At 44.8% G+C, this 26,454-nt stretch carries 24 protein-coding genes; 13 read left to right on the top strand and 11 right to left on the bottom strand.

The window, feature by feature from the left end; translation table 11 throughout:
• The first annotated feature begins 242 nt into the window (after nucleotides 1-242).
• The 5 genes from ACFPA1_RS24095 (at nucleotide 243) to ACFPA1_RS24115 (ending at nucleotide 7,548) form a co-directional block, all read left to right on the top strand.
• Nucleotides 243-2,108, top strand: coding sequence for a GAF domain-containing sensor histidine kinase (locus tag ACFPA1_RS24095; protein WP_378586463.1), 1,866 nt, complete (start codon nucleotides 243-245; stop codon nucleotides 2,106-2,108).
• A complete protein-coding gene (locus ACFPA1_RS24100; RefSeq protein ID WP_378586466.1) occupies nucleotides 2,083-2,742 on the top strand; it encodes a response regulator in 660 nt (219 codons plus the stop codon). Before ACFPA1_RS24095 ends, ACFPA1_RS24100 begins: the two co-directional genes overlap by 26 nt.
• A 272-nt stretch (nucleotides 2,743-3,014) precedes the next feature.
• Nucleotides 3,015-5,474, top strand: coding sequence for a S8 family serine peptidase (locus ACFPA1_RS24105; protein ID WP_378586469.1), 2,460 nt, complete (start codon nucleotides 3,015-3,017; stop codon nucleotides 5,472-5,474).
• A gap of 301 nt (nucleotides 5,475-5,775) precedes the next feature.
• Complete coding sequence (ybaK, locus tag ACFPA1_RS24110) at nucleotides 5,776-6,252, top strand: Cys-tRNA(Pro) deacylase (protein WP_378586472.1); 477 nt, start codon at nucleotides 5,776-5,778, stop codon at nucleotides 6,250-6,252.
• Between the two features lie 195 nt (nucleotides 6,253-6,447).
• Nucleotides 6,448-7,548 (top strand): PRK06851 family protein, encoded by a 1,101-nt coding sequence (locus ACFPA1_RS24115; protein ID WP_378586474.1) that lies wholly within the window; start codon nucleotides 6,448-6,450, stop codon nucleotides 7,546-7,548.
• Nucleotides 7,549-7,604: 56 nt separating this feature from the next.
• Here the strand turns inward: ACFPA1_RS24115 and ACFPA1_RS24120 are convergent, their stop codons facing one another.
• Nucleotides 7,605-7,787, bottom strand: a complete 183-nt coding sequence (locus ACFPA1_RS24120; protein WP_378586959.1) for a hypothetical protein — start codon at nucleotides 7,785-7,787, stop codon at nucleotides 7,605-7,607.
• 94 nt (nucleotides 7,788-7,881) lie between these two features.
• Here ACFPA1_RS24120 and ACFPA1_RS24125 point away from each other — a divergent pair, with 94 nt between their 5' ends.
• The 3 genes from ACFPA1_RS24125 to ACFPA1_RS24135 all read left to right on the top strand — a co-directional run bounded on the left by ACFPA1_RS24125 (nucleotide 7,882) and on the right by ACFPA1_RS24135 (nucleotide 10,556).
• Nucleotides 7,882-8,547 carry a DNA alkylation repair protein gene (locus tag ACFPA1_RS24125; RefSeq protein WP_378586476.1) on the top strand — a complete coding sequence of 222 codons (666 nt, stop codon included), beginning with the start codon at nucleotides 7,882-7,884 and terminating at the stop codon, nucleotides 8,545-8,547.
• 73 nt (nucleotides 8,548-8,620) lie between these two features.
• A complete protein-coding gene (locus tag ACFPA1_RS24130; RefSeq protein WP_378586479.1) occupies nucleotides 8,621-9,472 on the top strand; it encodes a Cof-type HAD-IIB family hydrolase in 852 nt (283 codons plus the stop codon).
• 13 nt (nucleotides 9,473-9,485) lie between these two features.
• A complete protein-coding gene (locus ACFPA1_RS24135) occupies nucleotides 9,486-10,556 on the top strand; it encodes a PQQ-dependent sugar dehydrogenase (protein WP_378586481.1) in 1,071 nt (356 codons plus the stop codon).
• A 62-nt stretch (nucleotides 10,557-10,618) separates the two neighbouring features.
• Here the strand turns inward: ACFPA1_RS24135 and ACFPA1_RS24140 are convergent, their stop codons facing one another.
• From ACFPA1_RS24140 to ACFPA1_RS24170, 7 genes are all read right to left on the bottom strand, one after another.
• The gene (locus ACFPA1_RS24140) at nucleotides 10,619-11,539 is read right to left on the bottom strand and encodes a FixH family protein (protein ID WP_378586483.1); all 921 of its coding nucleotides are present in this window, start codon (nucleotides 11,537-11,539) and stop codon (nucleotides 10,619-10,621) included.
• Entirely contained in the window at nucleotides 11,536-12,213 is a 678-nt protein-coding gene (locus ACFPA1_RS24145) for an ABC transporter ATP-binding protein (RefSeq protein ID WP_213147914.1), read from the bottom strand. The genes ACFPA1_RS24140 and ACFPA1_RS24145 overlap by 4 nt, the downstream gene beginning before the upstream one ends.
• Nucleotides 12,210-13,007: an ABC transporter permease gene (locus tag ACFPA1_RS24150; protein WP_213147915.1), complete on the bottom strand. Its 798-nt coding sequence runs from the start codon at nucleotides 13,005-13,007 to the stop codon at nucleotides 12,210-12,212. Before ACFPA1_RS24150 ends, ACFPA1_RS24145 begins: the two co-directional genes overlap by 4 nt.
• The gene (nosD, locus tag ACFPA1_RS24155) at nucleotides 12,971-14,320 is read right to left on the bottom strand and encodes a nitrous oxide reductase family maturation protein NosD (RefSeq protein WP_378586486.1); all 1,350 of its coding nucleotides are present in this window, start codon (nucleotides 14,318-14,320) and stop codon (nucleotides 12,971-12,973) included. The genes ACFPA1_RS24150 and nosD overlap by 37 nt, the downstream gene beginning before the upstream one ends.
• Entirely contained in the window at nucleotides 14,317-14,895 is a 579-nt protein-coding gene (locus ACFPA1_RS24160) for a hypothetical protein (RefSeq protein WP_241114173.1), read from the bottom strand. Before ACFPA1_RS24160 ends, nosD begins: the two co-directional genes overlap by 4 nt.
• A gap of 158 nt (nucleotides 14,896-15,053) precedes the next feature.
• Nucleotides 15,054-16,925, bottom strand: a complete 1,872-nt coding sequence (gene nosZ / locus ACFPA1_RS24165) for a Sec-dependent nitrous-oxide reductase (RefSeq protein WP_378586488.1) — start codon at nucleotides 16,923-16,925, stop codon at nucleotides 15,054-15,056.
• Between the two features lie 15 nt (nucleotides 16,926-16,940).
• Nucleotides 16,941-17,390, bottom strand: a complete 450-nt coding sequence (locus ACFPA1_RS24170) for a cytochrome C (protein WP_213147919.1) — start codon at nucleotides 17,388-17,390, stop codon at nucleotides 16,941-16,943.
• 283 nt (nucleotides 17,391-17,673) lie between these two features.
• Here ACFPA1_RS24170 and ACFPA1_RS24175 point away from each other — a divergent pair, with 283 nt between their 5' ends.
• Entirely contained in the window at nucleotides 17,674-18,417 is a 744-nt protein-coding gene (locus ACFPA1_RS24175; protein WP_241114172.1) for a Crp/Fnr family transcriptional regulator, read from the top strand.
• A gap of 55 nt (nucleotides 18,418-18,472) precedes the next feature.
• Here the strand turns inward: ACFPA1_RS24175 and bshB2 are convergent, their stop codons facing one another.
• The 3 genes from bshB2 to pdxK form a co-directional block, all read right to left on the bottom strand.
• Nucleotides 18,473-19,141 carry a bacillithiol biosynthesis deacetylase BshB2 gene (gene bshB2 / locus ACFPA1_RS24180; protein WP_213147920.1) on the bottom strand — a complete coding sequence of 223 codons (669 nt, stop codon included), beginning with the start codon at nucleotides 19,139-19,141 and terminating at the stop codon, nucleotides 18,473-18,475.
• A 36-nt stretch (nucleotides 19,142-19,177) separates the two neighbouring features.
• Nucleotides 19,178-19,525, bottom strand: coding sequence for a YojF family protein (locus ACFPA1_RS24185; protein WP_213147921.1), 348 nt, complete (start codon nucleotides 19,523-19,525; stop codon nucleotides 19,178-19,180).
• Between the two features lie 329 nt (nucleotides 19,526-19,854).
• A complete protein-coding gene (pdxK, locus tag ACFPA1_RS24190; RefSeq protein ID WP_378586494.1) occupies nucleotides 19,855-20,697 on the bottom strand; it encodes a pyridoxine/pyridoxal/pyridoxamine kinase in 843 nt (280 codons plus the stop codon).
• Between the two features lie 251 nt (nucleotides 20,698-20,948).
• Here pdxK and fdhD point away from each other — a divergent pair, with 251 nt between their 5' ends.
• Genes fdhD through ACFPA1_RS24210 form a run of 4 tightly spaced genes read left to right on the top strand, consistent with a single transcriptional unit; the run spans nucleotide 20,949 to nucleotide 26,309 of the window.
• A complete protein-coding gene (gene fdhD / locus ACFPA1_RS24195; protein WP_378586497.1) occupies nucleotides 20,949-21,746 on the top strand; it encodes a formate dehydrogenase accessory sulfurtransferase FdhD in 798 nt (265 codons plus the stop codon).
• 60 nt (nucleotides 21,747-21,806) lie between these two features.
• On the top strand, nucleotides 21,807-24,788 hold the full coding sequence (gene fdnG, locus ACFPA1_RS24200; protein WP_378586929.1) for a formate dehydrogenase-N subunit alpha: 2,982 nt from the start codon (nucleotides 21,807-21,809) through the stop codon (nucleotides 24,786-24,788).
• On the top strand, nucleotides 24,788-25,612 hold the full coding sequence (locus ACFPA1_RS24205) for a 4Fe-4S dicluster domain-containing protein (protein ID WP_213147924.1): 825 nt from the start codon (nucleotides 24,788-24,790) through the stop codon (nucleotides 25,610-25,612). The genes fdnG and ACFPA1_RS24205 overlap by 1 nt, the downstream gene beginning before the upstream one ends.
• Nucleotides 25,605-26,309, top strand: coding sequence for a formate dehydrogenase subunit gamma (locus ACFPA1_RS24210; RefSeq protein WP_213147925.1), 705 nt, complete (start codon nucleotides 25,605-25,607; stop codon nucleotides 26,307-26,309). Before ACFPA1_RS24205 ends, ACFPA1_RS24210 begins: the two co-directional genes overlap by 8 nt.
• Nucleotides 26,310-26,454 lie beyond the last annotated feature (145 nt).

The following is a 26,454-nucleotide window of genomic DNA, read 5'->3' on the forward strand; positions in this document are numbered from 1 at the left end:
ATAATCCTTTAGCCAAATAGAAAACGCATAGCGGTTTATGACATAATAGTGGATATCAAACCAATCTGGTTTGCCGAGGGCCTAGTCCGGTCAGTGTGATTCATTAGACCGGGTTGGGTCCTTATTTTTTGCGGACGTTTGGCCGACTGAACAATCATTCATATTGTTTTCAATCTATAAATACATTAAACTAGAATAAACAGAAAATTAAGTAAACCGTCACAGAATTTGGAGGGGAAGCTTTGGGCGATATCGGCATTTTGCAAAAAAAAGAACAGCTTTCAAGGCAATTCCTACTATTGATATCAATCATTGGAGTATTTCTTTATCTCCAATTTGGCCTGCTTGATTTATCGGTTCCCCATCAGCCAATGATTTTGACGTTGCTGGTGTTGTTTCTCTTTATTGTTGAACTGTTTCCAGTACCTGTTTGGAAAGGTCAAATAACCATCTCATTTCCATTGGTTTATGCCATATACCTTATCGATGGCTTAGCCTATACGATTGTTTTTTATGGGATTATTGTTGCAGCCATTAACATTATGAATAGACGGCCGCTCCGAATTATTTTCTTTAATCCGGCCATGCAGGTGATTAGTTTTTATATTGCCCATCTGCTTTGCCAATGGCTGTATCCGCAGATGCCAATCGAAGGGCTGTCAAGGGTGCTGCAGGGAATCATCCATTTTAATTTGCTCATCATTCCCTTTTATTTCATGAATAATCTCATTGTGGATTTTGTTTTTGCTATCAGGCCACAAACGTATAATCTGAAAATCTGGAAGATGAAAGCACTCTTTGAGGTGTATAGTTTTCTTATTTCCTATGGATATATAGTTTTGTTGCATGTTTTGGGAAATCAAAGGCGGGGAACGATTGATGTTTTTTCTTTTTTCTTCTTTTTTATCCCGTTAGTCTGTGTTGCCCTGCTAAGCTCAATTATTGCCAATTTAAAAAAGGAAAAGGCGAAGCTGAAAGCGTTGTTCAGCATTTCATCCGAGCTCAATAAAAAAATTGCGAGGTCTGATTGGTTAACTTTTTTAAAAGATAATCTTCAAGAATTTATCGATGTTGATGCATGGATTTTGTGGAAACGGAGACCAGAAGGCTGGTTGTTCCGTTTTGCAGCCGGCCCTGTTAATGAAGATTTAACAATGTCGGCGGAAACGGCTGCTGCTCTTGATAAAATCACAAATTTGACCATTTATCATAATGCCAAAAGAGACCCAAGTCCGGCAGGGATCTTTTTTACAAAGGAAATAGGGACATTACTGTATGCTCCCTTAATTTTAGAAAATGAGCTGGTCGGGATGTTCGTCTTTGGCAGAAGCAGGACCAACAGCTTCGGGGAGGATGATATGCGTTCTGCCGCCACCCTTGCTAATCAGCTGGCTGTCCTGATTAAAACAAGATGGCTGTTTGCCGAGCAGGAGAAGCGGCTGATTTTAGAAGAAAGGAATCGGATTGCCCGGGATATCCATGATGGGGTGGCCCAGTCGCTCGCCGGCGCGATTATGAATCTTGAAACGGCACAGCGAAAATTTGCGAAAATGCCGGACGATTCACTTCGGTTAATGGGCGAAAGCACCGAGAAGCTGAGGCGCAGCCTGAAAGAGGTACGGGAATCCATCTATGCGTTAAGACCTTATCCGACTGAGCGGGTGGGATTATTGTCGGCCATTACTGCAAAAATTAATGCGGTCAAGCGGGAGCATAATTTGGATATCAATTTGGAGACAAGAGGTCCGGAATTCCACCTGAGCTCGATGGTTGAAAAAATTATTTTCGATATTTGTCAGGAAAGTGTGCAGAATGCCGTTAAACATGCAGAAGCCTCGAAAATTGACATTCTGTTAAGCTATCAAAAAGAAAATGTGCTTTTGAAGGTGAAGGATAATGGCAAGGGGTTTTCGCTTTTTCAGGCCATGATCAAGGCCCGGGAGCATCCGCATTTTGGAATATTACATATGAATGAATCAGCTGATAAAATTCAGGCCTCGCTGCAGGTAGACAGCCGCGAAGGAGCCGGAACAGAGATAACCTTAACGGTGCCAAGAATGGGGATTGAAGGGAGTGATTTGCGTGATCAAGCTTATGCTAGTCGATGATCATGCCGTTTTACGGGATGGGTTGAAAAATATTTTGGAAATGGAAACCGATATTGAGGTGATTGCGGAAGCCATCAATGGCAATGACGCAATTGAAAAGGTAAAAGAGACAATGCCGGATGTGATTTTGATGGATATTAACATTCCAGAGAAGAATGGCATTGAAGCAACGAGCATTATAAAAAAAATGTACCCTTCTATTAAAATTCTGATACTGACGATGTTTGACCATGATGAGTACTTTATGTCGGCGATTCGCGAAGGGGCTGATGGTTATTTGCTGAAGGATGCCCCTTCTCAGCATGTGGTCGATGCGATTCGCGCGGTGGCAAACGGGCAGTCGGTCATCCACCCATCGATGACGAAGAAGTTTTTGGGCTTTTTCCAGCCTCCGGCTAAACCAGAGCCAGCTGAGGAAGAAAAGTCTGCGGATTCGACGCTGACTGAGCGGGAGAAGGATGTGCTTCTCTGCTTGGTCAAGGGCATGAATAACAAGGAAATAGCCCAAACACTGTTCATCAGTGACAAAACGGTCAAAATCCACGTGTCCAACATATTCAAAAAACTCGGCGTCAAAAGCCGGTCCCAGGTTGTCATTTATGCTGTACAGAATCAGCTTGTGCCGTTGACTTAGGAGTGACTTAAATAGTTTCTGAGAACCAAGCCGTGGGGCTTGGTTCTCTTTTGTAAGTGTAGGTGTGTCCATCCCGGAAAGACAAATGTCTTTTTGCGGTGCCTGACACCCTTTTCTTTGTATCTGCTATTTCTAACGGACTAATAAATATTACTTAAGTAGGAAGGGAAAATAGTACTTCTATTTAGTTGAAATAGACCCTTTGCTGAATAGTATTTTGGTCCGGTTTCTTGGACAATGGACTCATACTATAGCAGAAAAGGGGAATGGGTGTGAAAAGGTGGTTTTCGGGTTTATTAACTCTTATCATTCTTTTGTCATTAGTTATACCAAATTTACCGGCAGCGAAGGCCGATACAACATCCGCTGTACTTGACCTCCAGTTGGTAAAGGCACTAGCCACAGCAATTGAACCACTTCAGGTTATCGTTACGTTTGATGGCCAAGGAGCGCCGACAGAGGATAATCTTAATCTATTAAAAACTCTGGGAATTTCCAAGGGCATTTCATTGAAGTCTCTGCCGATTACGGGAATTCTTGCAACAAAGGATCAGATTAATAAACTGGCGGAGCAGCCAGGTGTAAAATCTATCTATTTAAATCGGAAACTGGAATATTATAATGCCGATGCCACCGCATTAACAGGCGTTGATAAGTCGCGCACAGATGCGGCGATGCAAAAAGCAAACGGCGGCATGCCGGTAACTGGCAAAGGTGTCGGAGTTGTCATTAACGACAGCGGTGTCGATGGAACCCACAAGGATATCGAGTTTGGCAGCCATCTTGTGCAGAACGTTTTGGCCAGTATTAATTTGGCTAGCCTTGCACCAGGAATACTTCCCATCACTTATGCTGAAAATGTGCCGAACACGGATTCCAACTCCGGGCACGGAACCCATGTAGCCGGTACAGTCGGCGGAACTGGGGCCATGTCCAGTGGAAAATATGAAGGTGTTGCCCCTGGTGCCAATTTAATTGGTTATGGTTCAGGTGCTGCATTGTTTGTCCTTGACGGACTTGGCGGCTTTGACTACGCCATTACCCACCAATTTGACTACAATATTCGCGTTATTACTAACTCCTGGGGTTCATCAGGGGACTTTGATCCCAATGATCCTATTAATATAGCTTCTAAAGCGGCTCATGACCGCGGCATCACTGTATTATTTGCAGCTGGAAATGAAGGACCGGGCGAAAACACGCATAACCCATATGCGAAAGCCCCTTGGGTGATCTCGGTTGCAGCTGGTGAAAAAGATGGTTCTTTAGCGGACTTCTCTTCCAGAGGAACAAAGGGTGTCGGCGGTACATTTGAAATGGATGGCGAAACCTATACTTGGAAGGATGAACCGACGATTACTGCCCCTGGGGTAGATATTATCTCGACTAGAGTGCTGGCGCCTGTATCTTCACTGGCGATTCAGGATGACGCAGCTGCCATTGAGCCTGCCTATCTGCCATACTATACGATGATGAGCGGCACCTCGATGGCAACACCGCACATTGCCGGTATCACGGCCCTTTTGTTAGAGGCAGACCCAACCCTGTCTCCGGATGAAATCAAACGAGTATTGCAGAATACGGCTACGAATATGCCGGGCTATGAAACATGGGAAGTCGGCGCCGGCTATGTGAATGCTTACGATGCACTGGATGCGGTTATGTTTGGAAAAACGTATGGGAAAACATTGAATGCCGGACAAAAATTTAATAGCTATGTCAACTCGACAGTTGATCGATCAGAGTTTACTGTTGACTATAATCCTGTCCTTGCCGAATCCAATATGTATTCCTTTACGGTTGCAGAGGGAGTATCCAATGTATCGGCCAGAATAGATGCCTACGGGTTATTGGGTCAGACCGGGAACCCAGTTAATTTGATGTTAATCTCTCCAGACGGTACGGAATACAGCTCGGGGGTTAGCTTATTGTTCCCACTTTATCCAGATCGTACGGTGGCCGTAAATTCACCTAAAGCAGGTGAATGGAAGGTAAAAATTGAAGGGCTTCACGGCGATCCTTCTAATCCGCTTGGGATTGGTCTTCCGGAAACCATTACCGGAATGATCTCCACGACAAAAGTCAACGGCTTTTCCGGCCTAAACGATATCACGGGCGATCCTGCTGCTTCCGCTATCCAAATGGCAGTCAGTGAAAGACTTGTTGACGGTTATGCGGACGGCACCTTCAAGCCGAAGCAAAACCTTTTGCGCAAAGAATTGGCCCGCTTCCTTGTGATGGGCGTGGGTATCCGCCAAAGTCAGGCACCTATGTTGAAGGATGTTGCTACGGGTGATGTCCCATTTGTCAAAGCAGTTGTCGCCAAGGGCGCAGCCATTCGCGATGGCGTTTGGGTGCAGGGCGGCGTCATGCAGCTTGATGCGAACGGCAATTTTAATCCAAACGGTGAGGTCAACCGCGCGGAACTGGCTTATACCCTTGTCCAAGCGCTTGGGCTGGAAAAACAGGCCAAGGAATTCACTGGGGATGTAACGGTTCAATACAAGGATGAGCGGATTAAACTTAAGGACGATGCTTCCATTCCGGCTTCCCTCAAAGGGTATGTGCAAGTGGCCCTCGACCTGAACATCCTAAATGCTACTTTTACGGTAAAACAAGGACCGTATGATTTAGTGCCGACTGTTGAAGCCAGCTTTGAGCCGGTGAAAAAAGTAACCAGAGGCGATTACGCAGTCGCCGTAACGCGCTACTTCCAGGCGTGGCTGCAATAGTTTTTGTAAGGAGAGAGTTTGTGCTAAGGTGCAAGCTCTCTTTTTATTTGAATTTATTTACTTGTTAAATTCCGCGTCAGTCCTCAAAATGCCAGACGATTAGCCTGGCTCAGGTAGCTTTTTAAGTTTAAAAGGTCGTAAAAATTATCTTTTTTTCATTTACTCGCCACTTTGCCCGGTTTACTGTTCTAATATAAAAATTTACTCGCCAACTTTTTTATTTTACTCGCCAATATCTTGAATTTACTCGCCATCCGCCAATTTTTGCTAAAATAAAAGAAAAATCAGAAGGATGATTCAGATGGCACAGGCCAAAACCAATGCAATGCGCATTTTGGACGCGAAAAAGATTCATTATGAGGTGCTTACATACGAAAATAAGGATGGAAAAATTGATGGGGTGTCGGTTGCTGAGAAAATTGGCAGGAATCTGAAAGAGGTCTATAAGACACTCGTCACGCAAGGGGCAAGCAAAAACCTGTATGTGTTCGTTATTCCTGTTGCCGAGGAATTAAACCTGAAAAAGGCGGCTAAAGCGGCCGGGGAGAAGAGTGTCGAAATGATTCCGGTGAAGGATATTCAAAAATGGACCGGTTACATCCGCGGCGGCTGCTCGCCCGTCGGCATGAAAAAGCAATACCGGACCTTCATCGACCAAAGCTGCTCAGAAATTGAAGCAATCGTCGTCAGTGCGGGAAAAGTAGGCATGCAAATCGTGCTCGAACCGAACCAATTAAAAGAAATCATAGATGCCGAGTTGGCAGATGTAATAAAGTAAACTTCCCTTTTTAAACATTCCTTTTTGTAACATTGTTGATTGGAGCGGAAATCAACACCCCATATTAAAAAAAATCAGTTTTTCGCATAGGCATTCACCTATAAACAACAAAAGCATAAGATATGGTGAACTTAATCTTTGTGATTGAAAATTGCCTAATGGCAATGTTTATTTTTAAAAAGGGAGTGTTAATGAATGGCAGGGAAAATTAAAAACTATTTTGCCGGCGGTAACACAGCCAGGGGATTTCATAATTTGTACGATTCCAACCTGCAGGGACTTGACCGTTTGTTTATCTTAAAAGGCGGGCCTGGTACGGGCAAATCGTCGCTCATGAAAAAAATTGGCCAGGAATGGGTGGAAAAAGGCTATGACATCGAGCTGCTCCACTGTTCATCTGATAATAATTCCATTGATGGAGTGATAATTCCGGCATTAAAGGTAGGAATTGTTGACGGAACTGCTCCGCATGTCATTGAGCCGAAAGCGCCGGGCGCGGTGGAAGAATATATTAATCTAGGCGAGGCGTGGGATGCCAAGGCGCTGAGTGCGCAAAAAAACACGATCAAAAAGCTGACCAGCCAAATTAGTGAGTCCTTTGTGACAGCCTACGCTACTTTTAAAGAAGCGCTTGAAATTCATGATGATTGGGAAAAAATCTATATAAACAGCATGAACTTCCAAAAAGCGGACCAATTGACCAAAAAGCTGATTGAAACTTTCTTTGGAAAAATGAGGTTAAGCAAACAAGCCGATGTCCGCCACCGTTTTCTTGGGGCTGCCACACCAAAAGGCCCAGTTGATTTTGTCCCTAATTTAACGGAAGACATTCAAAAACGCTATTTTATTAAGGGTCGCCCGGGTTCCGGCAAGTCTACGATGCTGAAAAAATTAGCTGCTGCAGCAGAGGAGCGCGGCGTCGATGTAGAAATCTATCATTGCGGCTTTGACCCGCATAGCCTTGATATGTGTATTTTTAGAGAGCTAGGGATTGCCATTTTCGACAGTACCGCACCGCACGAGTACTTCCCAAGCCGCGACGGCGATGAAATCATTGATATGTATGAAATTTTAATCGAACAGGGAACAGATGAGATCTTTGCCGATTTTATCAGCAAAATTTCCACCAAGTATAGAAACAAGATGACAGAGGCAACAAGCTGGCTCGCCAAGGCAAAAAAGCTCCATGACGAACTTGAGGACATTTATATCGCCGCAATGGATTTTTCTGTGGTCGAAAAAATCCAAACTAAAATTGCTGCAGAAATCAATGCATTAGCTGGGGTAAACGCTTAGAACCAAGGGGCCTGATTCCCTTGGTTCTTTTTCTTATTAGTGAGTAAAGCTGAGGGTCAGGCTCTATTTCCGTTATGTGTGTGGTTTTGTTTTGTCTTGCTTTGCTGGTCTTTGTTGCGTTTGTTTCCTTTGCTGTTATCGCCGCTTACGAATTCGGCGGCGAATTCCGCTTCAGCGTGGCCGGCGCGCGCCGAATTTTGGTTGTCGCTGCCTTTATTAAATTTTTTCGTCATCATCATCCCTCCTTCCGCACATGTTAGTTTGTCGTCTGCCTATTAGTTTATACACGAGTTTCTTCGCCAAAAATAAGGTAAAAAGAAAGGATGACGTTTATTGAAAGAGATCGCACTCTTGACCGAGCTTTTTGAGGAGAACAGAAATGAAGAAAATGCCGGGCCGATGGAAAAATATATGAAGGGGCATTTCCCATTTCTCGGCATAAAAAAACCTTTACGAAGCCAGCTGGAAAAGCAATTTTTTAAAGAAACCGGAATTTTAAACAATCCTTTCAATCAAGATTTTGTTTGGGGGCTTTGGGAGAAGGAAGAACGGGAATATCAGTATACCGCGTTAGTTTATATGGAAAAGTCACTGAACAAATTGGACAAGGCCGATTTGCCGTTCATGGAGCAGCTAATCACCACAAAATCGTGGTGGGACACGGTCGATGCGATTGCCCCAAAGCCGGTTGGAACAATTGCACAGGTCTTCCCTGAGGTAATCGAGGAGACCATAAACGGCTGGTCCGTCCATGAATGCCTCTGGCTAAGAAGAGCGGCGATTCTTTTTCAATTGAAATATAAAGAAAAAACGGATGAGGAGCTGCTTTATCAATACATACGTGAGAACGCCTCAAGCAAGGAATTTTTTATCCAAAAGGCAATTGGCTGGGCATTACGGGAATATTCGAAGACAAATCCTGGGTCCGTCGGGAGGTTTATCGTGGGGCACCAATTAGCGCCTTTAAGCATTCGGGAAGGCAGCAAGTATTTAAACTGAGCCAATTAGGAGAAAATACCAGTTGTTCATGGTAGAATGGCAATATTGAAAAGAGAAGAAGGAGAACATCATAATGAAATGTATTGCAACAGATATGGATGGCACATTATTGAATTCCATGCAGGTTATTACCCAGGAAAATAAACAGGCGATCTTAAAGGCACAGGAAGCCGGAGTGGAAGTGGTGGTTGCTACCGGCAGATCCTATCAGGAAGCCACTTATGTGTTAGATGCTGCGGGATTGAAATGTCCAGTTATTTGTGTGAACGGGGCTGAGGTCCGCTCAAAAGAAGGCGAGATTATTTCAGCTTCTCCAATTGCCAAGCAAATGGCCAAGGATGCTGCGGCGGTATTGTACGAAAAGGATATCTATTTCGAGGTATACACGAATAAGGGAGCTTTTTCCGTCGATACCGACAAGGCTGTTTCCATTCTCGTGGACATCGTAATGAGCGCCAATCCTGAAGCCGACCGGGACTATGTCGTTCATGCGGCGGGAGGAAGAATCAGAGATGGCTTGATTCATCCAATTCAAAATTATGAACTTCTTTTTGAAAGTGATGAGTATCAGATTTATAAGTTTTTAGTATTCTCCTTTGATTTAGATAAACTTGGCGATGCTGCCAGCGCCATAAAAGAGTTTAGCGAGCTTGAGGTTACCAAATCGGGCATTGAAAATATTGAAATTACCCATAAGAATGCGCAAAAAGGGATTGCCCTTGAGGCCTTCGTCAATGCAAAAGGGATTGATTTGTCAGAAACGATGGCGATTGGCGATAATTTTAATGACGTGTCAATGTTTGAAAAGGCAGGTCGTGCGGTTGCGATGGGCAATGCCAGTCCGCACATTAAGTCGCTGTGCGATTGGATTACCGATACAAATGAAAATAGTGGTGTAGGAAAGGCGATACTGGAAGTTTTATAAAAGGAGGCTGCAAATGTACAAAGCTGGATCCATCGTGTTAGTTTTGATTTTGCTGCTTTCAGGCTGTTCCTTTTTTGAAAAAAAAGAAGAGGAACCAGGGGATGAAGCCATTGTCCTCCAGCCTGATATTGAGGTTGTCGCTGAAAATTTATCTGTCCCATGGTCAATTGATAAAGTGAATGGAACATTTTACATCAGTGAGCGAACAGGAAGCATTGCAAAAATCGAAAATGACAAAATGGAACGGCAGCGAGTGGTCTTACGGAAACCGCTGGCTGAAGCAGCGGAAGCCGGGCTGCTCGGCTTTGTGCTGGATCCCCAATTTGCAGAAAATCACCAGGCCTTCGCCTATTACACATATTCGGAAGAGGGGCAGGGCCAGTTCAACCGGGTCGTTGTGTTAACATGGAACGGTGCTGAATGGGTTGAGGGGCGGATCCTGTTGGACCGCATCCCGAGTGCGGCCTACCATCATGGCGGCCGGATCAAAATTGGCCCTGACGGAAAGCTTTATGTGACAACGGGTGATGCGACTGTTCCGGAATCGGCGCAAAAAAGGAACTCCATCAATGGGAAAATATTGCGCATGAATTTGGACGGGTCTGTACCAGTTGATAATCCATTTCCGAACTCTTTTGTGTACAGCTACGGCCACCGGAATCCGCAGGGGCTTGCCTGGATTGGTGAGACGCTTTATGCAAGTGAACACGGGCAATCGGCGCACGATGAAATCAATCGGATTAAGACCAGGGCGAATTATGGCTGGCCGGTGATTCAAGGGACGGAACGAAAGGCGAGAATGGTGACGCCGCTCTTTCAGTCCGGGAATGAAACATGGGCGCCGTCCGGGATGGCCGCCCATAATGGAAAACTTTATGTGGCTGCACTGCGCGGGAATGCGGTCCGCGAGTTTGACCTCGAGGCCGGCCGCACCACAGCAGTCATCACTGGATTGGGCCGGATCCGCGATGTTTACAACGACGGCGAATACCTCTACTTCGTCAGCAACAACACCGACGGCCGCGGTACCCCGGATGAAAAAGATGATAAACTATACCGGGTTTTGGTGAGAAATTTGAAATAGATAGGAAAAGGTGTCAGGCACCGTGTGAAAAATTCACATGGTGCCTGACACCTTTTACAAGGCTATAAGATTTCAATCTTAAGCGAGTTAATTTGTGATACCAGCAGGTCTTCGTATTTCTTTTGGGCTTGGTAGTAAACTTCTTGGTCCCCAGCCTTTGGGTTTTCTTTTTTGGCTTGGTCAACTAAATCCTTTTGGACCATTTGGGCCAAGACAATCAGTTTGTATTGCTGCTTTTCAACAGTCCAAAATTTTTCTTCACCATATTGCTTGATTAACGCTTGAGCTGATGGGAATTGTGCGTATTGTCCGCGCGCTTTTTCGACCGCTGCATCCACCTCAGCAGCCTCGGCCTTATGGCCTTTTTCCTCAGCCAGCATCGCCATCGAGCGGAGGCGGATAATCTGTGTTAATAGCTGGTTTTTGTCCTCAGCTAATTTCTCCTGAGAATCCAAATAGGCCAACTCCTCGTCTAATTGCGCACCACTGTAGTTCTTCTTGGCTGCCTCCCGGTTTATCTCAAGCTGGAGCCGGTTGATTAACTTATAAAAAGTAACATCCTCATTGGTAATCCATTTTTCGTTTACCTTGGCAACACCTTCAGGCTTTGCCGCCTCGATGGAGATCACCTTTTCAGTCTTTTTCCCGCCTTTTTCCAAGTTGAAAACCGCTTCGTATTTGCCGTTCATCGGCACCTTTACGTCAGCCGAGTAAGTGCCACCCTTGCCCTCGGCAAACTTGGCTTTCACGGTGCCGTGGTCCATGTTGGACATCGATAATTTGACGGATACAGAAAGCCCTGTTACCGCCTTTCCGTTCTCGGTCACCTTGATTTCAAACGGCGAAGCCTTTTCCTTTTGGAAATAAAGCTCCTTGGTCACGTCAATTTTATAATCAGGCCCCGAACTGCAGCCAGCCATGACAGCTGCAAAAGCTACTATCATGACCAACAGCAGCACTGCGGGCATAAACCTTTTCCTCATGATCCCAAACCTCCTAATTGATGTGTGTCTAAAAACTCTCCAACTGTATATTTTTCAATTTTCCCTTCGTTTAAAAAAGCAACATGGGTGCAAACCTGGCGGATTTCATCCAAATGGTGTGACGAGAGCAGGATCGTTTTGTCCTTCAGTCCCTTCAGCACCTCCAAAATTTCCTTCCGGCCCATTGGGTCAATCCCGCTCGTCGGTTCATCGAGAATCAGAATGCTCGACTCCTGATACAAGGTAATGGCAAGACCCAGCCTTTGCAGCATCCCTTTGGAATACTTCTTTACCTGCTCATCGCGGTCATCCCAAAGCCGGACCGCCCGCAGCACCTCTTCCATCCTTGCGGCATCCGCCGTTCCGGAGACTGCCTCGGCAAAAAACGTCAGATTTTCAAGGCCTGTCAGCATCGGGTAGAGCATGAACTTTTCCGGCAGGTAAGCAATTGCCTTTTTCCATTCACTGTTTTTCTTGGAGACAGGTTGAAAGTTAATCGTAATCTCGCCTTGCTTGATCGGCAATAGCCCAAGCAAACTATTAATCAGCGTCGATTTTCCGGCACCGTTGCGGCCGACAAGGGCACAGATTTCATATTGGCCGATTTCGAGATTGACAGAGTCTAATACTAGTTTCTTCCCAAATGATTGATTTAAATTCGTGACTTTAATCATTCATAGCCCTCCTTGCGGTTAAACAATAGTGCGCTCGCAAACGAGACGATGAGCCAAACCAGCAAATTTCCGAATAAGAAGAATACCGGTTTTGTCCACATGAATGCTTCCAAAAGCCGTGACATATGGCCGAAGGAGTAAACGCCCATACCTGTTTCCAAAAACATTCGGATCGCCTGAAGCGGATTTAAAAAATAGATTAGGGAAAAGAATTTCACATTTTCATAGGTGACATCCGGCAAAAACGACAGCAGGATAAAATCGTGCAGAAAGAAAAAATAAAACCAGACAAAAATCGTGAAGCCGATAATCTGCATCCGCGAGCGGGCAAAACTGCCAATCGCCGTCCCCATTTGCAGGAAGATCAGTACCATCACTAAAATACTAAAAAGAAAAATAAAATAACTGCCAAAATCAAGCTGGAATTGGAACTTTAACAAAAGTGCATATAGTAGAAACCAGGCAAAAAGAGGCACCAGGACCACCGTATAAAGCCCCATGTTTTTTCTCAGCAAAAAGCTGCCATAGCTGTCCTGCTTCGTCAACAGCATGATTAAGGTCTTTTGTTCTTTTTCCTGAAAAATCGAAAACGCGCCGATAAATAAACATAATATCGGAATGAAATAAATAATTGTATCAAACAAATTGATTAGCAGAATATAAAAGCCTTTATCGAACGAAAGGTCAGCGGAACGGAATAAAATACTGATTGAAATCAGCACTATGATGCTTAAGCTTAGCCATAGGCCTTTACCCCTTATATTTTCCTTCCATTCTTTCCAAATGTAATGCATATTCGCTGTCTCCCCTTTATCAAGACCAGCACGGCGGCAAGCGCAGTCCCCAACCCGATAAAAATGGCGGAAGTGGAATGTCCGTCTTTTTTAGACACGAGCGGGTGCGGGTCCTTAAACATAACTTCATCTTCATTAAGGCTGGCGTTGATTTTTTCATAGATGGCAATCGCCGGGCTTTTTAAAAAGAAATTGGTTAATTCTTGATCCTCAATCAACTGATGGAGGGCTGAACGGTAGGTTATCGGAAAATCCCCTATGCTGTCCTGGTTTAAATCGGTGAGCGGGAAGGCGGAGCCCCATTCGTTGCCTTTGCCCTTTTGGGTCCAGACATTATGTTCGCCTTTGCCGCCAATCGTGACAGCAGGGATCGTATTTTCAGAGATTTGGTTTAACGTAAAAATCTGGTCATTGGAACTGGCCCACAGCTCAATTCCGATTTGGTTGCGAATGATTTTATTGTCTTTAATCAGATTCCGCGTTGCTTGGTCAATGTACAAGCCACGCTGGTTCATGTAAAACGTATTGTGCTCGATATGGTTATCATTGGCCTGCAGCAGCAATAAACCAAATGATTTGTTTCCATAGTTGACGATAAATTGATTGTCTGTAAGGGTAAGGCCATTGGAATTCATAATCGCGGCGCCGCCCTCGTTCATCGTAAACGTATTTCGTTTAAATGTATTTTCATCGGAGTACATATAATGCAAGCCGTACCGGGTATTGCTGATGTTATTGTCGAAGCTTTTATTGTGGCTGGAATAATCAAAGAACATGCCGTCCCGGGTGCCATCAATTGTATTATGGGAAAGCAAATTATTTTCGGCGTACCAAACATGGAGCCCGTTTCCCTGGGCAGCAATTTCACCCTTTCCCAGTCCCTTAATATTGTTATAGCGAACAATATTGTGGTGAGCTTTGCTTAAATAAATACCGTGAAAGGAATGGCGGATGGTAATGTGCTCAATCACGTTGTTATTGGTATAAACCTTAATGGCCGCGTATTCCTCAGAGGAGTTGCGGTCCATGCTGCTGCCAGACACGGTAAGATTTTTCAAGCTGACATTTGCAGCTTTAACGGAAATCACGTTGCCGGTTCCGTCCCCTTTAATCACGGTGTTTGTTGAACCAATGATCGTCATCGGTTTCTTGATGACGATATTGCCTGTATAGGTTTGATTGTCAAGCTTCAATACCGCCCCCTCTTTCATGGAGTCGATTTTTGCTTGCAGATTATCGGCAGCCATCTTTCCCTCAGGGTTGAAAAATAACACTAGAGAAAAAACAAGAAACAGGAGCGCTATTTTTTTCATCTTTTTCGATCCTTCCATACCGGAATTAGTAACAATATAAACGCGGCAATCACGAAGTAAACGCCTGTACCTAGGATGCTATGGGTAGTAAAGTTTGCCACTGTGTTTTCACCGATAATCGGCGGAACAAATGGGTCCATATGGATCGGCGCTTTAGGGTCTAAATTGGTTCCATATTTTTTTAAGGCAGAATGGAGGTCCAATACGCCGGCAAGGCCGCCGATGACAAAAATGCTAATCAATCCGTAAAGAACCTTTTTATTGCGGAGGATAGCTGTAATCAGGGTGAGCACCGCTAATCCGCTAATAAGGTAAATCAAGTATCCCAGTTCCGGGAAATTTTCTTCGCTGAAATTGGACATGCCAATATAGTGGTTAAGCCCATTAATAATATCGATTTCGCCTTTCAGCTTATTGGGATAGACAATAATATTCAATCCTTCGGGATATTGCGGGGCATAAAACAGCATCTTCCACCACGGAAAAAATATTGATACAACCAATAATACGGCTGAAAGTCCAATCAGCAATGCCGAGGTAATAGACAATTTACTGCCTTTGTTACGATCATTCAAGTTAACCATTCCTTTTATGCTTAATAAGGCGGAGAGGCCGCCTCCTTCAGTGCCGGCCCCCCATAAAGCGGGACCGGACACTTTCCCTGAGACAGCCTCGCCCAAAAGTCGAAAGTATCTGGCTTTTTAAGCGAAGGCCTGTGCTTCGCGGTAATCCGTTAATTTTTTGGTTTAACCAGGAAGTAGCCGTTCATTTCTTGGTGCAGAGCCGAGCAGAAGTTTGTGCAATAAAGCGGGAAGGTACCTGCTTTATCAGCGGTAAACTCCATTGTATTGGTTTGGCCAGGCTGAACTTCCATGTTTAAGTCATAGCTGTTGATTGCAAAACCGTGGGTAATATCTTCATCGAAGTCGATATTCGTCAAATGGATAAAGACATGGTCACCTTGGTTCACTTCAATCACGTCAGGTCGTTTTGACTTACTGTCGAAGATGAATCTTGAGCGCATCGCAATTCCATACACATGGACTTCATTGCCGTTACGGACAATTTTGGTGTCACTTTGTTTATAGACGGCATCCTTATTATTTGGATCCTTCGGATAAACGTTAATCGTTTTGATTTTGTCAGCTTTGATCATCTGTGCATAGTGCGGCTCAGGGTCAACCGGTGCCGACTGGACGACTTTCATTTTGCCGCTGATATCGATTAACTGCATTGATTCTGGATGAGACGGTCCGACCGATAAGTAGGTGTCTTTGGCAATCTTGTTCAAGGCAATCAGCCATTTTCCATCAGGTGCGACGGTGTCGCCTTCAGCAGCAACAGAGTGGCCAGGAGAATACTGAACAGGCACGCGGTCTAAAGTTTTACCGGTTTTCGGATCCCATTTTACAATTTCAGAAGAGATGAACATGGTTGTATATGCCATGCCTTTGTCATCAAACTGAGTATGAAGTGGTCCAAGTGCGTTTTCTGGGTTCACTTCACGTTCCATTACGGATTCATATTTTAAGATTGGAATGCCGTTGCGATCGCCGGCAAATTCTTTCTTTTCGATTGCCTTAAAGGCTTTTTCAAATGAGAATACAGTCATCGCAGGAGCAAGCTTGCCGGAAGCGATGAAATATTTTCCATCTGGGGTTACGTCAACACCGTGCGGCGATTTGGCAACCGGCACTAAATAAATGCCGCCCTTTTCTTTTTCAGGGAAAATCATTTTTTGGCCGCCAACATCCTCGTATTTGCCTTCCTTGACCATCTTCTCAAGCTCTTTCCAGTTGAAAAGAACGATGTAGTCGCGGTCAGCCTGTGAGGCATTGACTTCCATTGTAGTTGTTGCTTCTTCCGTATTGTAGGTTGTCATAACAGCCCAGTCTTTTGAACTCTTTTTCCCAGCATCAGAAAGGTCATAGGACCAAGGCGGAAGGGCCACCTGGTAAGCAATGTTCAGCTTTACATTCTTTTCGTCAAAGGTTACGGCTGACATCACACCGCGGTATTTCTGGCTGTAATCATCTAGAGATTCATATTTTTGTCCAAGCGGCACGGCGAAACGTGTCGGCAGGAACATGTACTCGGTATTTTCCGTTACAAACGCGGCACAGTGCGGGCCGGCTGTATTTGGAACATTGAGAATGTCTTTGGTTGTAAATGTTTTTAAGTCAACGACTGCGGCACGGCTGTTGCCGACATCAGTGGCAAACATCCATTTGCCGTCATAGTCGCCGTTTGTTTCCGAGAAAGCAGGGTGGTGAAGGTCACCCCAAGTATAATCACCCATCATTTTCTTGGAATGCTCATCAAAGCCATAGCCTGTAGCGGAATCCGGAGAAAAGACTGGAATCGTTCTAATTTTTCGCATTGAAGGCACACCGTAGATAAACATTTGTCCGGAGTGGCCGCCGGATGCGAATAAATAGTAATCATCTTTTTTGCCAAATGGCACATAAACCTTTTCGGCATTGCTCTTGTTGCTGGCGTTTGCGGCCTCAGTCTTCGTGTTGTTCGACGAAAAATCAGCGAACGACAGTGTTGCTGCAGCAAACCCGGCTAGCAGGCCGGATGCGATTGGAACCCATTTTTTCATTCGGTTAACACCACCTTATTTTTCAGATGCCTGCTTGAGCAGGTCTAGTACTTGCTTTTCTTCTTCTTCGGTTAATGGATTTTTGCCGATAACACCTGACATAACAGCGGATGTAGGCTGTTTTAAGAATTCCTCAATTGGTTTGCCGTGCTTTCCTTCAACGTTTACAAAGGCTTGGGAAAGATCCGGTCCGACTGCACCGCCTTTTATGTTGAGCGCTTCCACGCTATGGCAGCCAAGGCATCCCTTTTTATTAAGGATGTTATCGTCATTAACACTGGAAGTGGCTGCTGTTTCTTTTGGTTTGCTGGAATCATCCGCTGCTTTTTTCTTCGAAACAGCCTGGGCGGTTTGCGGTGCCTTTCCTGAGTCACTGGAGTTCCCCATGATGACATCAAATACTAGATATCCAAGCCCGAAGCCGAGCACAAGGCTAATGGCAAAACTAATAAGAGCTTTTTTCAAATTTGTTCCCCCTCCTTTTCGTCAATTGAACAGTTTCATCCTAATTCATTAAATTTTGTAAATTTGTGACGTTCGTCACACGAAATGAAGGGTTTTTGAACGTTCTGTGAAAGGGCCCCAAAAGCATATATCTAAAGCGTTTTTTTAAAAATGAACGTTCTGTGAAAAACGATTTTTCCATGATGTATTTGCGATTTGCAGTATTGTGACCCTTTTCACTTCTATAACGTGAGAAATAGCTTACAATTAGAGGAAAATAAGCTAGGTAAAGGTGGTGGGAAGGTTGGAGCGCATAAAAAAATTACTGGAGCCGAATTTATCAGTGATTCAGGAAGTCGACAAAGAAGGCTTGCTTCGAAAAATTGAGATTTTTAAAGACTTATCCCCGAAATCGCTAAATATCATTGAAAGGCGGATTCAAACGCTTGAAGTGAAAAAAGGGATGCGGATTATCAAAGAGGATGAGAAGGCAAAAGGGGTCTTCTTCATTCATTCCGGGTCGGTTAAGCTCGCCAAACAGGATGAGAACGGGAATGAAATTATCGTTTGTGTGAAGCAGCAAGGGGATATTTTCGCCGAAGCATGTTTATTCACACGGAAGGAAGAATGTTACCCGGCAACAGCAACGATGCTTGAGGATGGCCGGCTGTTCTTTTTGGATAAGCAAGAGCTCGAGCAGGATCTTTACCAATATCCGGAGCTTTCTATGCAAATGATCCGCTATATGAGCGATGCTTTAAGAGAAATGACCTCACAGTTAAGGGATGTGGTCCTGCTCGATGTTTATGCAAAAACGGTAAAGATGCTGGAGCGGCTCGGACGGAAGTTTAACCCAGACTTCAAACGCTGGGAAGTTGAAATACCGTTAACCGTACAGGAATTCGCCACCGTCGTCGGCACCTCGCGTGAAAGCATCAGCCGTGTCTTCTCCAAACTTAAAAAAGAGGAAATGATTGATTTGAAATCGCGGAAAATCATCATCCTTGACTGGTGCAAATTCTGCACGCTGCTCCATAAAGAATATTAAAAGGAAAGGGACCTGTCACCACTCTAAAAGTGAGATGACGGGTCCCTTTATATATTTAATCAAATTTGTACGTCCAAAAGCGCTCGTTGTTGATCCAGACCATAATTTGTGGGTCTTGGTTTTTTAGTTTTTCGGACACGTCGGCAAACATTAGCTCCGTTTGCGAGCGGTGTGCCTTGATGGCGGCAAGCTTTATTTCGGCGACAGGGCTGATATTATTAATGATGTCAGCTTCACCAAGTTTTTCAATACAATCGTTCGAGAAGGCAACGCAGTGTAAGGTTGGCCGTGCGGCTTCAGGAAGCCTTTCGACAGCGCGGACGACGGCCGCGCCGGTGGCGTCATGGTCGGGATGCACAGCATAGCCGGGATAAAAGGTGATAACCAAAGAAGGATTCAGTTCATCAATCAAGGCGGACATAACGTCGGCCAGCTTTTCTTCATCCTCAAATTCTACAGTTTTATCGCGGTAGCCGAGCATGCGTAAATCTTGGATGCCTAAAGCGCGGGCAGCTTCCTTTAGTTCCGCTTTTCTGATTTTCGGGAGATTTTCCCGATTGGTAAATGGCGGATTCCCCATATTGCGGCCCATTTCCCCAAGGGTTAAGCAGGCGTAAGTAACAGGGGTGCCATTTTTGATGTGGGTGGCTATTGTCCCGGATACTCCAAATGCCTCATCATCCGGATGTGGAAAGACAACTAGGACATGGCGTTCTTTTTCCATTTTACATTCTCCTTTCAGGACTGACGCATGAAACCACTATTCAAAGGGAGTCGGGCTGATTTCCAATGCGACGGCTAGTTTCCCTTCATTGTCATGGCCGGCAAGCAGCAGCCGTCCCAGTTCATCGATTTCAAAATGAGTGATGCCCTCAGCGTAAATCCAGCCAAGGTTAATTTTTAAGCCCACCCGGTAAGGACCTTTTCCGGTGATTTTCCCTATTTCATATTGGACTTTGGCGTTGCGGATATAAGCGCCTGCCGAAAAGAATGATTGATCGCGATGTGATGCGTAGGCACCGTTTGTGGTTTCAAGGTGAATATATACTTCTTTATTTACGAAGCTATTAATGGCTTCCTGTACTTGTTTGGTGTTCACTAGTTCCAAGCTGATTCCTCCCTTCCCGTTATTTCTTATAAAAAATAGGATTTAGTCTACGAGATATTTTTCTTTAAGAATGTAACTATCATACTAAAATTGGATAAAAAATGCGAAATGAATGCTCGGTTAAATATATGTTGATTTCCGCTCCGGGCACTCGCTTTCCGCGGGGAGGTCCTGGAGCCTCCTCGGCGCTGAAAGCGCCTGCGGGGTCTCCAGTGACCTCTATATCCCGCAGGAGTTGAGTGCCCTCCGCTCCAATCAACAAGGTTGGCGATCATTTTCACATTTTAATGAAAAAAAGAGCCGAACGTCGTGTTCAGCTCTTTAGGAAATTATTCTGCGCAGTCTTCGCAGTATTCGGTTTTGCTTTTTGAGCCGCGGTAGGCGCCGTGCCAGGTTGGGCCGACGTATTCGTTTAGGCGGAAGCCTTGTTCGATGGCTGCGGCGATAAAGTCTTTCGCCACTTCGACTGCTTCAAAGACGGATTTCCCTTTCGCAAGTTCAGCTGTGACCGCGGATGAGTAGGTGCAGCCGGCGCCGTGCGTAAAGGTTGTATTATATTTTGGCGATTCGTAAATTCTGAATTCCTTGCCATCATAAAGAAGATCGACGGCATTTTCTTCAGACTGCAGTTTACTGCCGCCTTTGATAAGGACATTTTTTGCCCCCTGGTCGAAAATTTTCACAGCGGCCTCTTTCATTTCTTCCACTGTCTTCGGCGTTTTCATGCCGGCAAGCTGTCCAGCTTCAAACAGATTTGGTGTCACTACTAAACAGCGCGGCAATAAAAGCTCACGCATCGCATCGGTTGTTTCCGGGTTTAACACCTCGTCTTCACCTTTACACACCATGACAGGGTCTATTACGACACGCTCTAGCTTGTGGGCATCGATGGTTTTTGCAGCAATTTCAATTAACTCGACCGTTCCCAGCATACCTGTTTTCATCGCGTCGATGCCAACAGAAAGGACGGTTTCCAGTTGCTTTTCAAGAACATCTGCCGCAATTGGGAACACATTATGATGCCAGTTATCTTTTGGATCCATTGTGACGATGCAAGTCAAAGCAGTCATGCCGTATACGCCAAGCTCCTGGAATGTTTTCAAATCCGCTTGAATTCCGGCCCCGCCGCTCGTATCTGAACCGGCAATTGTCATTACCTTCTTAATGCTCATTATGTACTCCTCCTAAAAAAGGCTTAATAATCACCCTATTATTATAATTCAACAGCAAAAAAACAACCAAAATAAACTTTTGCAATGGTGCAAATGATTTTTTTCGCCTGTCGAAAGAGTTTGACAAAAAAGTGAAATATCCAACTTTTTTACTATTTTAATCAATTTATAGTGATAAAAATTACTTTCAAAAAACTCCTCCAAAATTACTCTATTAATGAGAAATACTCTTCAAAGGTGGTGGGAAAACAATGAACCACAAAAGTTGTCCCGACGAATATCCCATTTCATTAATCATTAATGGATACGAAATGGCGATTTTCCAATTGACAAAATTTGATCTCGAGGATTGGACATATGGCTATTTGTTTTCTGAAGGATTTATTCAGGCAGCAAATGATATTGAGTCCATCGTCATCAATGAAGATATGGGGAGCATCCATGTCACTTTAAGCGCAGCCTTTGATGAGGAGCAGGTCTTTTCAAAAAAGAAGCATTACACAGCAGGCTGCGGCAGGGGCGTTACATTTTTTTCAATGACGGATGTAAAGAACTTCGATAGAGTCATATCAAATCAAACCTATCAGCTTAGCTATCTTTTAAAAAAACGCAGCGAATTTGCTCAGAACTCCCGTTTTTATTTGGAAACAGGCGGCATGCATGGCGCCTGCATTGTGGATGAAGAGGGAAATATCACCATTCGCGAGGATATCGGCAGGCATAATGCCGTTGATAAGATTATCGGACACGCCTTGAGAAACCGCTTACGCCCCGACAGGCTTGTACTTCTTACAACCGGCAGGGTTTCATATGAAATGCTCTCAAAAACAGCTAAATTCGGCTTTCCTGTTATCGGCTCGCGGACGGCCGCAACCAAGCAGGCTATCCAGCTGGCGCGGTACTTAAATATAGAAGTAATCGGCTATTTAAGAGGGAAAATGGCGATGATCTATACCGCGGCAGGACGGGTTGAAAATGATGTAAATCCAGAGCCGCTCTTGGAGAGAAGCTTTGAAGGGGGGAATCAGCCGGTAGAACTATATAGATAAACATAAAAAAATGGGATGTTCTATTCATTACTCTTGGGAAGGAGATTGGAAATGGTTGAAATGAACTTAAATCGCCGGCAATTTTTAAAGCTATCCAGTGCAACCGCTGCCACTTTAGCGGTTGTCGAACTGGGCTTTAATGAACAAAAAGCCTATGCGAAATCAAAGGAATTCAAAATTGCCAAAGCTACTGTAACACCAACCATTTGCTGTTTTTGCGGCGTCGGCTGCGGGATCTTAGTCCATACAAAGGATAACACAGTGGTTTATACGGAGGGGGACCCGGATAACCCAATTAATGAAGGCAAGCTATGCAGCAAAGGAACGACACTCAGACAGTTATACACTTCTGAAAAGCGGATGACGAAACCTCTTTATCGCGCTCCAGGCAGCGATAAATGGGAAGAAAAAGACTGGGAATGGATGCTCGATACCATTGCCAAACGTACAAAGGAAAGCCGCGATAAGTCATTTATCGTTTCGGAAAACGGCGTTACGGTAAATAGAACTGAAAAGATTGCCAGCCTTGGCGGTGCGGCACTTGATAACGAAGAAACGTATTTGGTTTCCAAATTAATGAGAGGGCTTGGCGTTGTTTACTTAGAACACCAGGCACGAATATGACACAGTTCAACGGTTGCCGGTCTGGCACCATCGTTTGGACGTGGAGCAATGACAAACCATTGGAATGACCTGCAGCATACAGATGCAGCGCTAATTATGGGTGCAAACCCTGCTGAGAATCATCCAATCAGCTTCAGATGGCTGACAAAAGCAAAAGAAAACGGCGGTAAAATTATCAGTGTTGACCCGCGTTATACTCGGACATCAGCAGTATCTGATATTTACGCTCCTCTTCGTTCCGGAACAGACATTGCGTTCCTGGGCGGAATGATAAAATATGCACTCGAAAATAATCTTATTCACAAAGAATATGTTATTAACTATACAAACGCTTCCTTTATCGTAGCGGATGGCTATGATTTCAAAGATGGCTTATTCTCTGGTTATGACCAAGCAAAACGCACTTATGATAAAACAAAATGGGCTCTTGCTGCGGGACCAGATGGAAAACCGGTAACGGATCCAACCTTGGAGAACCCTCGTACTGTTTTCCAATTACTGAAGAAGCATTATTCGCGCTATGATTTGGATACGGTTTCATCTGTAACAGGTACACCAAAAGAAGATTTATTAAAGGTTTACAAGACATTCTGTGAAACCAGCAAAGTCGGTAAAGCGGGAACAATCCTCTATGCAATGGGTACAACCCAGCATACAGTCGGCTCGCAAAACGTCCGTGCTTATGCGATTATTCAGATGCTCTTGGGCAACATTGGCCTGCCAGGCGGCGGAATTAACGCGATGCGCGGCGAATCAAACGTACAAGGCTCCACTGACTTTGGATTATTATGGGATAACCTGACAGGTTACCTGGCTATTCCTAAAGCATCAGTACCTGAGCACGCGACACTTGACGGCTACTTAAAGAAAGAAACTCCTCCATCAGGCTATTGGAGCAACAGACCAAAATTCGTGGTCAGCCTACTAAAGTCGTGGTACGCACAAAATGCAACAGCCGAGAACGAATTTGGCTATCAATATTTACCTAAACCAGGGGCAAAGAACTACTCGCACATTTTCTTATTCAAAGCAATGTACAATAAAGAGCTTGACGGTGCTTTCCTATGGGGCACAAACCCGGTTGTCGGCGGACCGAATGCCGGTAAGGAAAAAGAAGCACTTGGCAACTTAAAATGGCTGGTTGCTGTTGACCTTTGGGAAACAGAAACAGCGGCCTTCTGGAAAAAAGAAGCGGGCAGCGACCCATCGAAAATCAATACAGAAGTATTCCTGCTCCCAGCATCCGCTTCATTTGAAAAAGAAGGAAGTATTTCCAACAGCTCACGCTGGATGCAATATCGCTGGAAAGCTATTGATTCAAAAGGCGAAGCAAGACCAGACCTTGATATCATCCATGAGCTGGCACTTAAGCTTAAAAAGCTCTATGCCGGTGACATGAGTGCACAAGCTGCTCCATTCCTGGCTCTTGATTGGAATTTTGGCAACGGTCCTGAATGTGACATTGATCTAGTTGCCAAGGAAATTAACGGCTATGATGTGGCAACAGGGAAATTGATTCCTGGTTTCGGTGCCTTAAAAGCAGATGGAACAACTTCTAGCGGAAACTGGATCTATAGCGGCTTCTATCCTGAAGAGGGCAAGAACAAATCTAAGAATCGCGACAACAAAGATACGGGCGGACATAACTATCTAAACTGGTCATTCGCTTGGCCGTTGAACCGTCGTGTCCTATACAACCGTGCTGCAGCGGATCCAAGCGGTAATCCATGGAGCAAGGAAAAGGCCATCATCTGGTGGGATGCCATCCAGAATAAATGGGTGGGCAACGACGTTCCTGACTTTAATGCTACATTAGCGCCGACAGCACCAGGCGGTACTGGCGCAATCATGATGAATAAAGACGGAGTAGGGCTGCTTTATGCACCAACGATGAATGAAGGTCCTTTCCCTGAACATTATGAGCCGTTTGAAAGCCCGGTTCCGAATGCCTTCTCATCTGTGGAATTAAACCCGGCCGTTGTGATTCATGAAGGCGACTTCAACAAGAAAGGCTCAAAAGGAACTTACCCAATCATAGCGACCACCTACCGGGTATCTGAACACTGGCAGTCCGGTTCGATGACCCGCAACCAAGAATGGCTGTCGGAAATCGCCGGTTACATGTTTGTTGAAATAAGTGAAGAACTTGCAAAAGAAAAAGGCATCAAAAACAAAGATAAAATCACTGTCAGCTCAGCACGCGGCGAAATCACTGCATACGCAATGGTTACAAAACGTTATAAACCTTTCAAAGTAAGAGGCAAAGTCGTGCACCAAGTGGGAATGCCATGGCATTTTGGCTATAAGGGATATGTTACAGGAGATACAGCTAACCGCCTGACTCCGCACATTGGAGATGCTAACACGCAAATTCCTGAATACAAAGCATTCCTCTGTGATGTTAGGAGGGCTGACTAATGGCTAAAGAATATGTGAAATTCGTTGATGTTACCAAATGTGACGGCTGTAAAGCCTGCATGGTGGCCTGTAAAAACTGGAATGACCTGCCTGTTGAAGAGACAGCATTCCAAGGCAGTGCTCAGTCCCATCCAAAAACAACAGCTGATACATGGAACGTCCTCCAGTACATTGAGCATGAGAATTCCAAAGGCGGTCTGGATTACTTGTTCCGCCACTCATCCTGCTTCCATTGTACGGACGCAGCGTGTGAAAAGGTATGTCCGGAGAATGCCATCAGCTATACCGATTTTGGTTCCGTTGTTATCGATCAAGACAAATGTGTAGGATGCGGCTATTGCGTCCAAAACTGTCCGTTCGAAGTGATTTCTCTAAAGGAATACAAAGATAAAAACGGTAAAGAGTACCGTAAAGCTCACAAATGTACAATGTGTACCGACCGTTTGGAAGAAGGCTTGCAGCCTGCCTGTGTAACGACCTGCCATACTGGAGCAATGGAATTTGGCGATAAAGATGCGATGATCAGAAAAGCTGAAAAGCGCGTCCAAGAAATCAAAGACCGTTATCCTAATGCCCAGGTGTACAATCCGCAAGGCGTTGGCGGCACACACACCGTTTATGTTTTAGCAGAAAAGCCGTCAGTTTACGGGCTTCCGGAAAATCCAAAAGTTCCAACCTCCGCAGTTGCTTGGAAGGATTACGCACAGCCAATCGGCAAGATGATGCTGGGTGCCACCACGATGGCTCTTGTCGGTGCGTTTGTGACAAACAAGCTATTCAATAAAGAAGGCAAGGAGCAAGACGGAGGTGGAAGCAATGAGTAATCAGATAAAACCTGATGTAAAAGTTCGCCGCTTTCCAAAGGCGTTTGTTTGGGCCCATGCAATCAATGGGATTTCCTTCTTTGCGTTGTACATTACAGCACTGCCAATGTATACCGAATTCTTTGACTGGCTGTATCCGGTGTTTGGCGGCCCGGCCAACGCCCGGCTGCTGCACCGAATTTTCGCCGTCACATTTATAACGCCAACCTTGATCTTGTTGATTTTTAGCCCGAAGTTCCTGATGCTTTGGCTAAAAGAATTAATCACATGGAAAAAGCGCGACCTTGAATTTTTCAGCAGTTTCGTTAAAGAATTGTTCGGCTTTAAGTTTAAGCATATAAAACAAACCTTCTTCAACGCCGGGGAAAAAATTAACTCGATTCTGCAGATGTTCTGTGCAATTTTGGTTATTTGTTCAGGCTTCACAATGTGGTTTCCTGAGTATTTCCCGAGAGCTCTTGTGCAATGGGGCTACTTCTTCCACAACGTCGGCTTCGCTCTTGGAATTGCCGTCATTGTCGGTCACATTTACTTGAGTGTGATTCATAAAAACTCAAGACCAGGCTACTCCGGTGTCATCACCGGCGAGGTTCCTGCACGGTGGGCAAGGGATCATTACCAAGAATGGTATGAGGAAGAGGTCAAAAAGGGTAACTTCCCTGAGTTGGATGATCCGAAACATAAAAAAGGCGCTTAATTTTATGAGGAAAGGGGCTGGCTGTCTGTCAAAGGCAGCCATTCCCATTAAAAAGTAGACTCTTTAGTGGGAGTACTGTCATTTTATTAGCGAATTTTAATGGTCTATTAGCGAATTTTAAGAGTTTATTAGCGAATTTCAGGAT

This window comes from Neobacillus sp. GCM10023253 (assembly GCF_042653105.1).
Lineage (GTDB): Bacteria > Bacillota > Bacilli > Bacillales > Cytobacillaceae > Neobacillus > Neobacillus citreus.

Coding starts and splice junctions, on each gene's coding strand:
- ybaK (WP_378586472.1), top strand. CDS start 5,776: ATGGCACAGGCCAAAACCAATGCAATGCGCATTTTGGACGCGAAAAAG.
- ACFPA1_RS24115 (WP_378586474.1), top strand. CDS start 6,448: ATGGCAGGGAAAATTAAAAACTATTTTGCCGGCGGTAACACAGCCAGG.
- ACFPA1_RS24120 (WP_378586959.1), bottom strand. CDS start 7,787: ATGATGATGACGAAAAAATTTAATAAAGGCAGCGACAACCAAAATTCG.
- ACFPA1_RS24130 (WP_378586479.1), top strand. CDS start 8,621: ATGAAATGTATTGCAACAGATATGGATGGCACATTATTGAATTCCATG.
- ACFPA1_RS24135 (WP_378586481.1), top strand. CDS start 9,486: ATGTACAAAGCTGGATCCATCGTGTTAGTTTTGATTTTGCTGCTTTCA.
- ACFPA1_RS24140 (WP_378586483.1), bottom strand. CDS start 11,539: ATGAGGAAAAGGTTTATGCCCGCAGTGCTGCTGTTGGTCATGATAGTA.
- ACFPA1_RS24145 (WP_213147914.1), bottom strand. CDS start 12,213: ATGATTAAAGTCACGAATTTAAATCAATCATTTGGGAAGAAACTAGTA.
- ACFPA1_RS24150 (WP_213147915.1), bottom strand. CDS start 13,007: ATGCATTACATTTGGAAAGAATGGAAGGAAAATATAAGGGGTAAAGGC.
- nosD (WP_378586486.1), bottom strand. CDS start 14,320: ATGAAAAAAATAGCGCTCCTGTTTCTTGTTTTTTCTCTAGTGTTATTT.
- nosZ (WP_378586488.1), bottom strand. CDS start 16,925: ATGAAAAAATGGGTTCCAATCGCATCCGGCCTGCTAGCCGGGTTTGCT.
- bshB2 (WP_213147920.1), bottom strand. CDS start 19,141: ATGGAAAAAGAACGCCATGTCCTAGTTGTCTTTCCACATCCGGATGAT.
- pdxK (WP_378586494.1), bottom strand. CDS start 20,697: ATGAGCATTAAGAAGGTAATGACAATTGCCGGTTCAGATACGAGCGGC.
- fdhD (WP_378586497.1), top strand. CDS start 20,949: ATGAACCACAAAAGTTGTCCCGACGAATATCCCATTTCATTAATCATT.
- ACFPA1_RS24205 (WP_213147924.1), top strand. CDS start 24,788: ATGGCTAAAGAATATGTGAAATTCGTTGATGTTACCAAATGTGACGGC.
- ACFPA1_RS24210 (WP_213147925.1), top strand. CDS start 25,605: ATGAGTAATCAGATAAAACCTGATGTAAAAGTTCGCCGCTTTCCAAAG.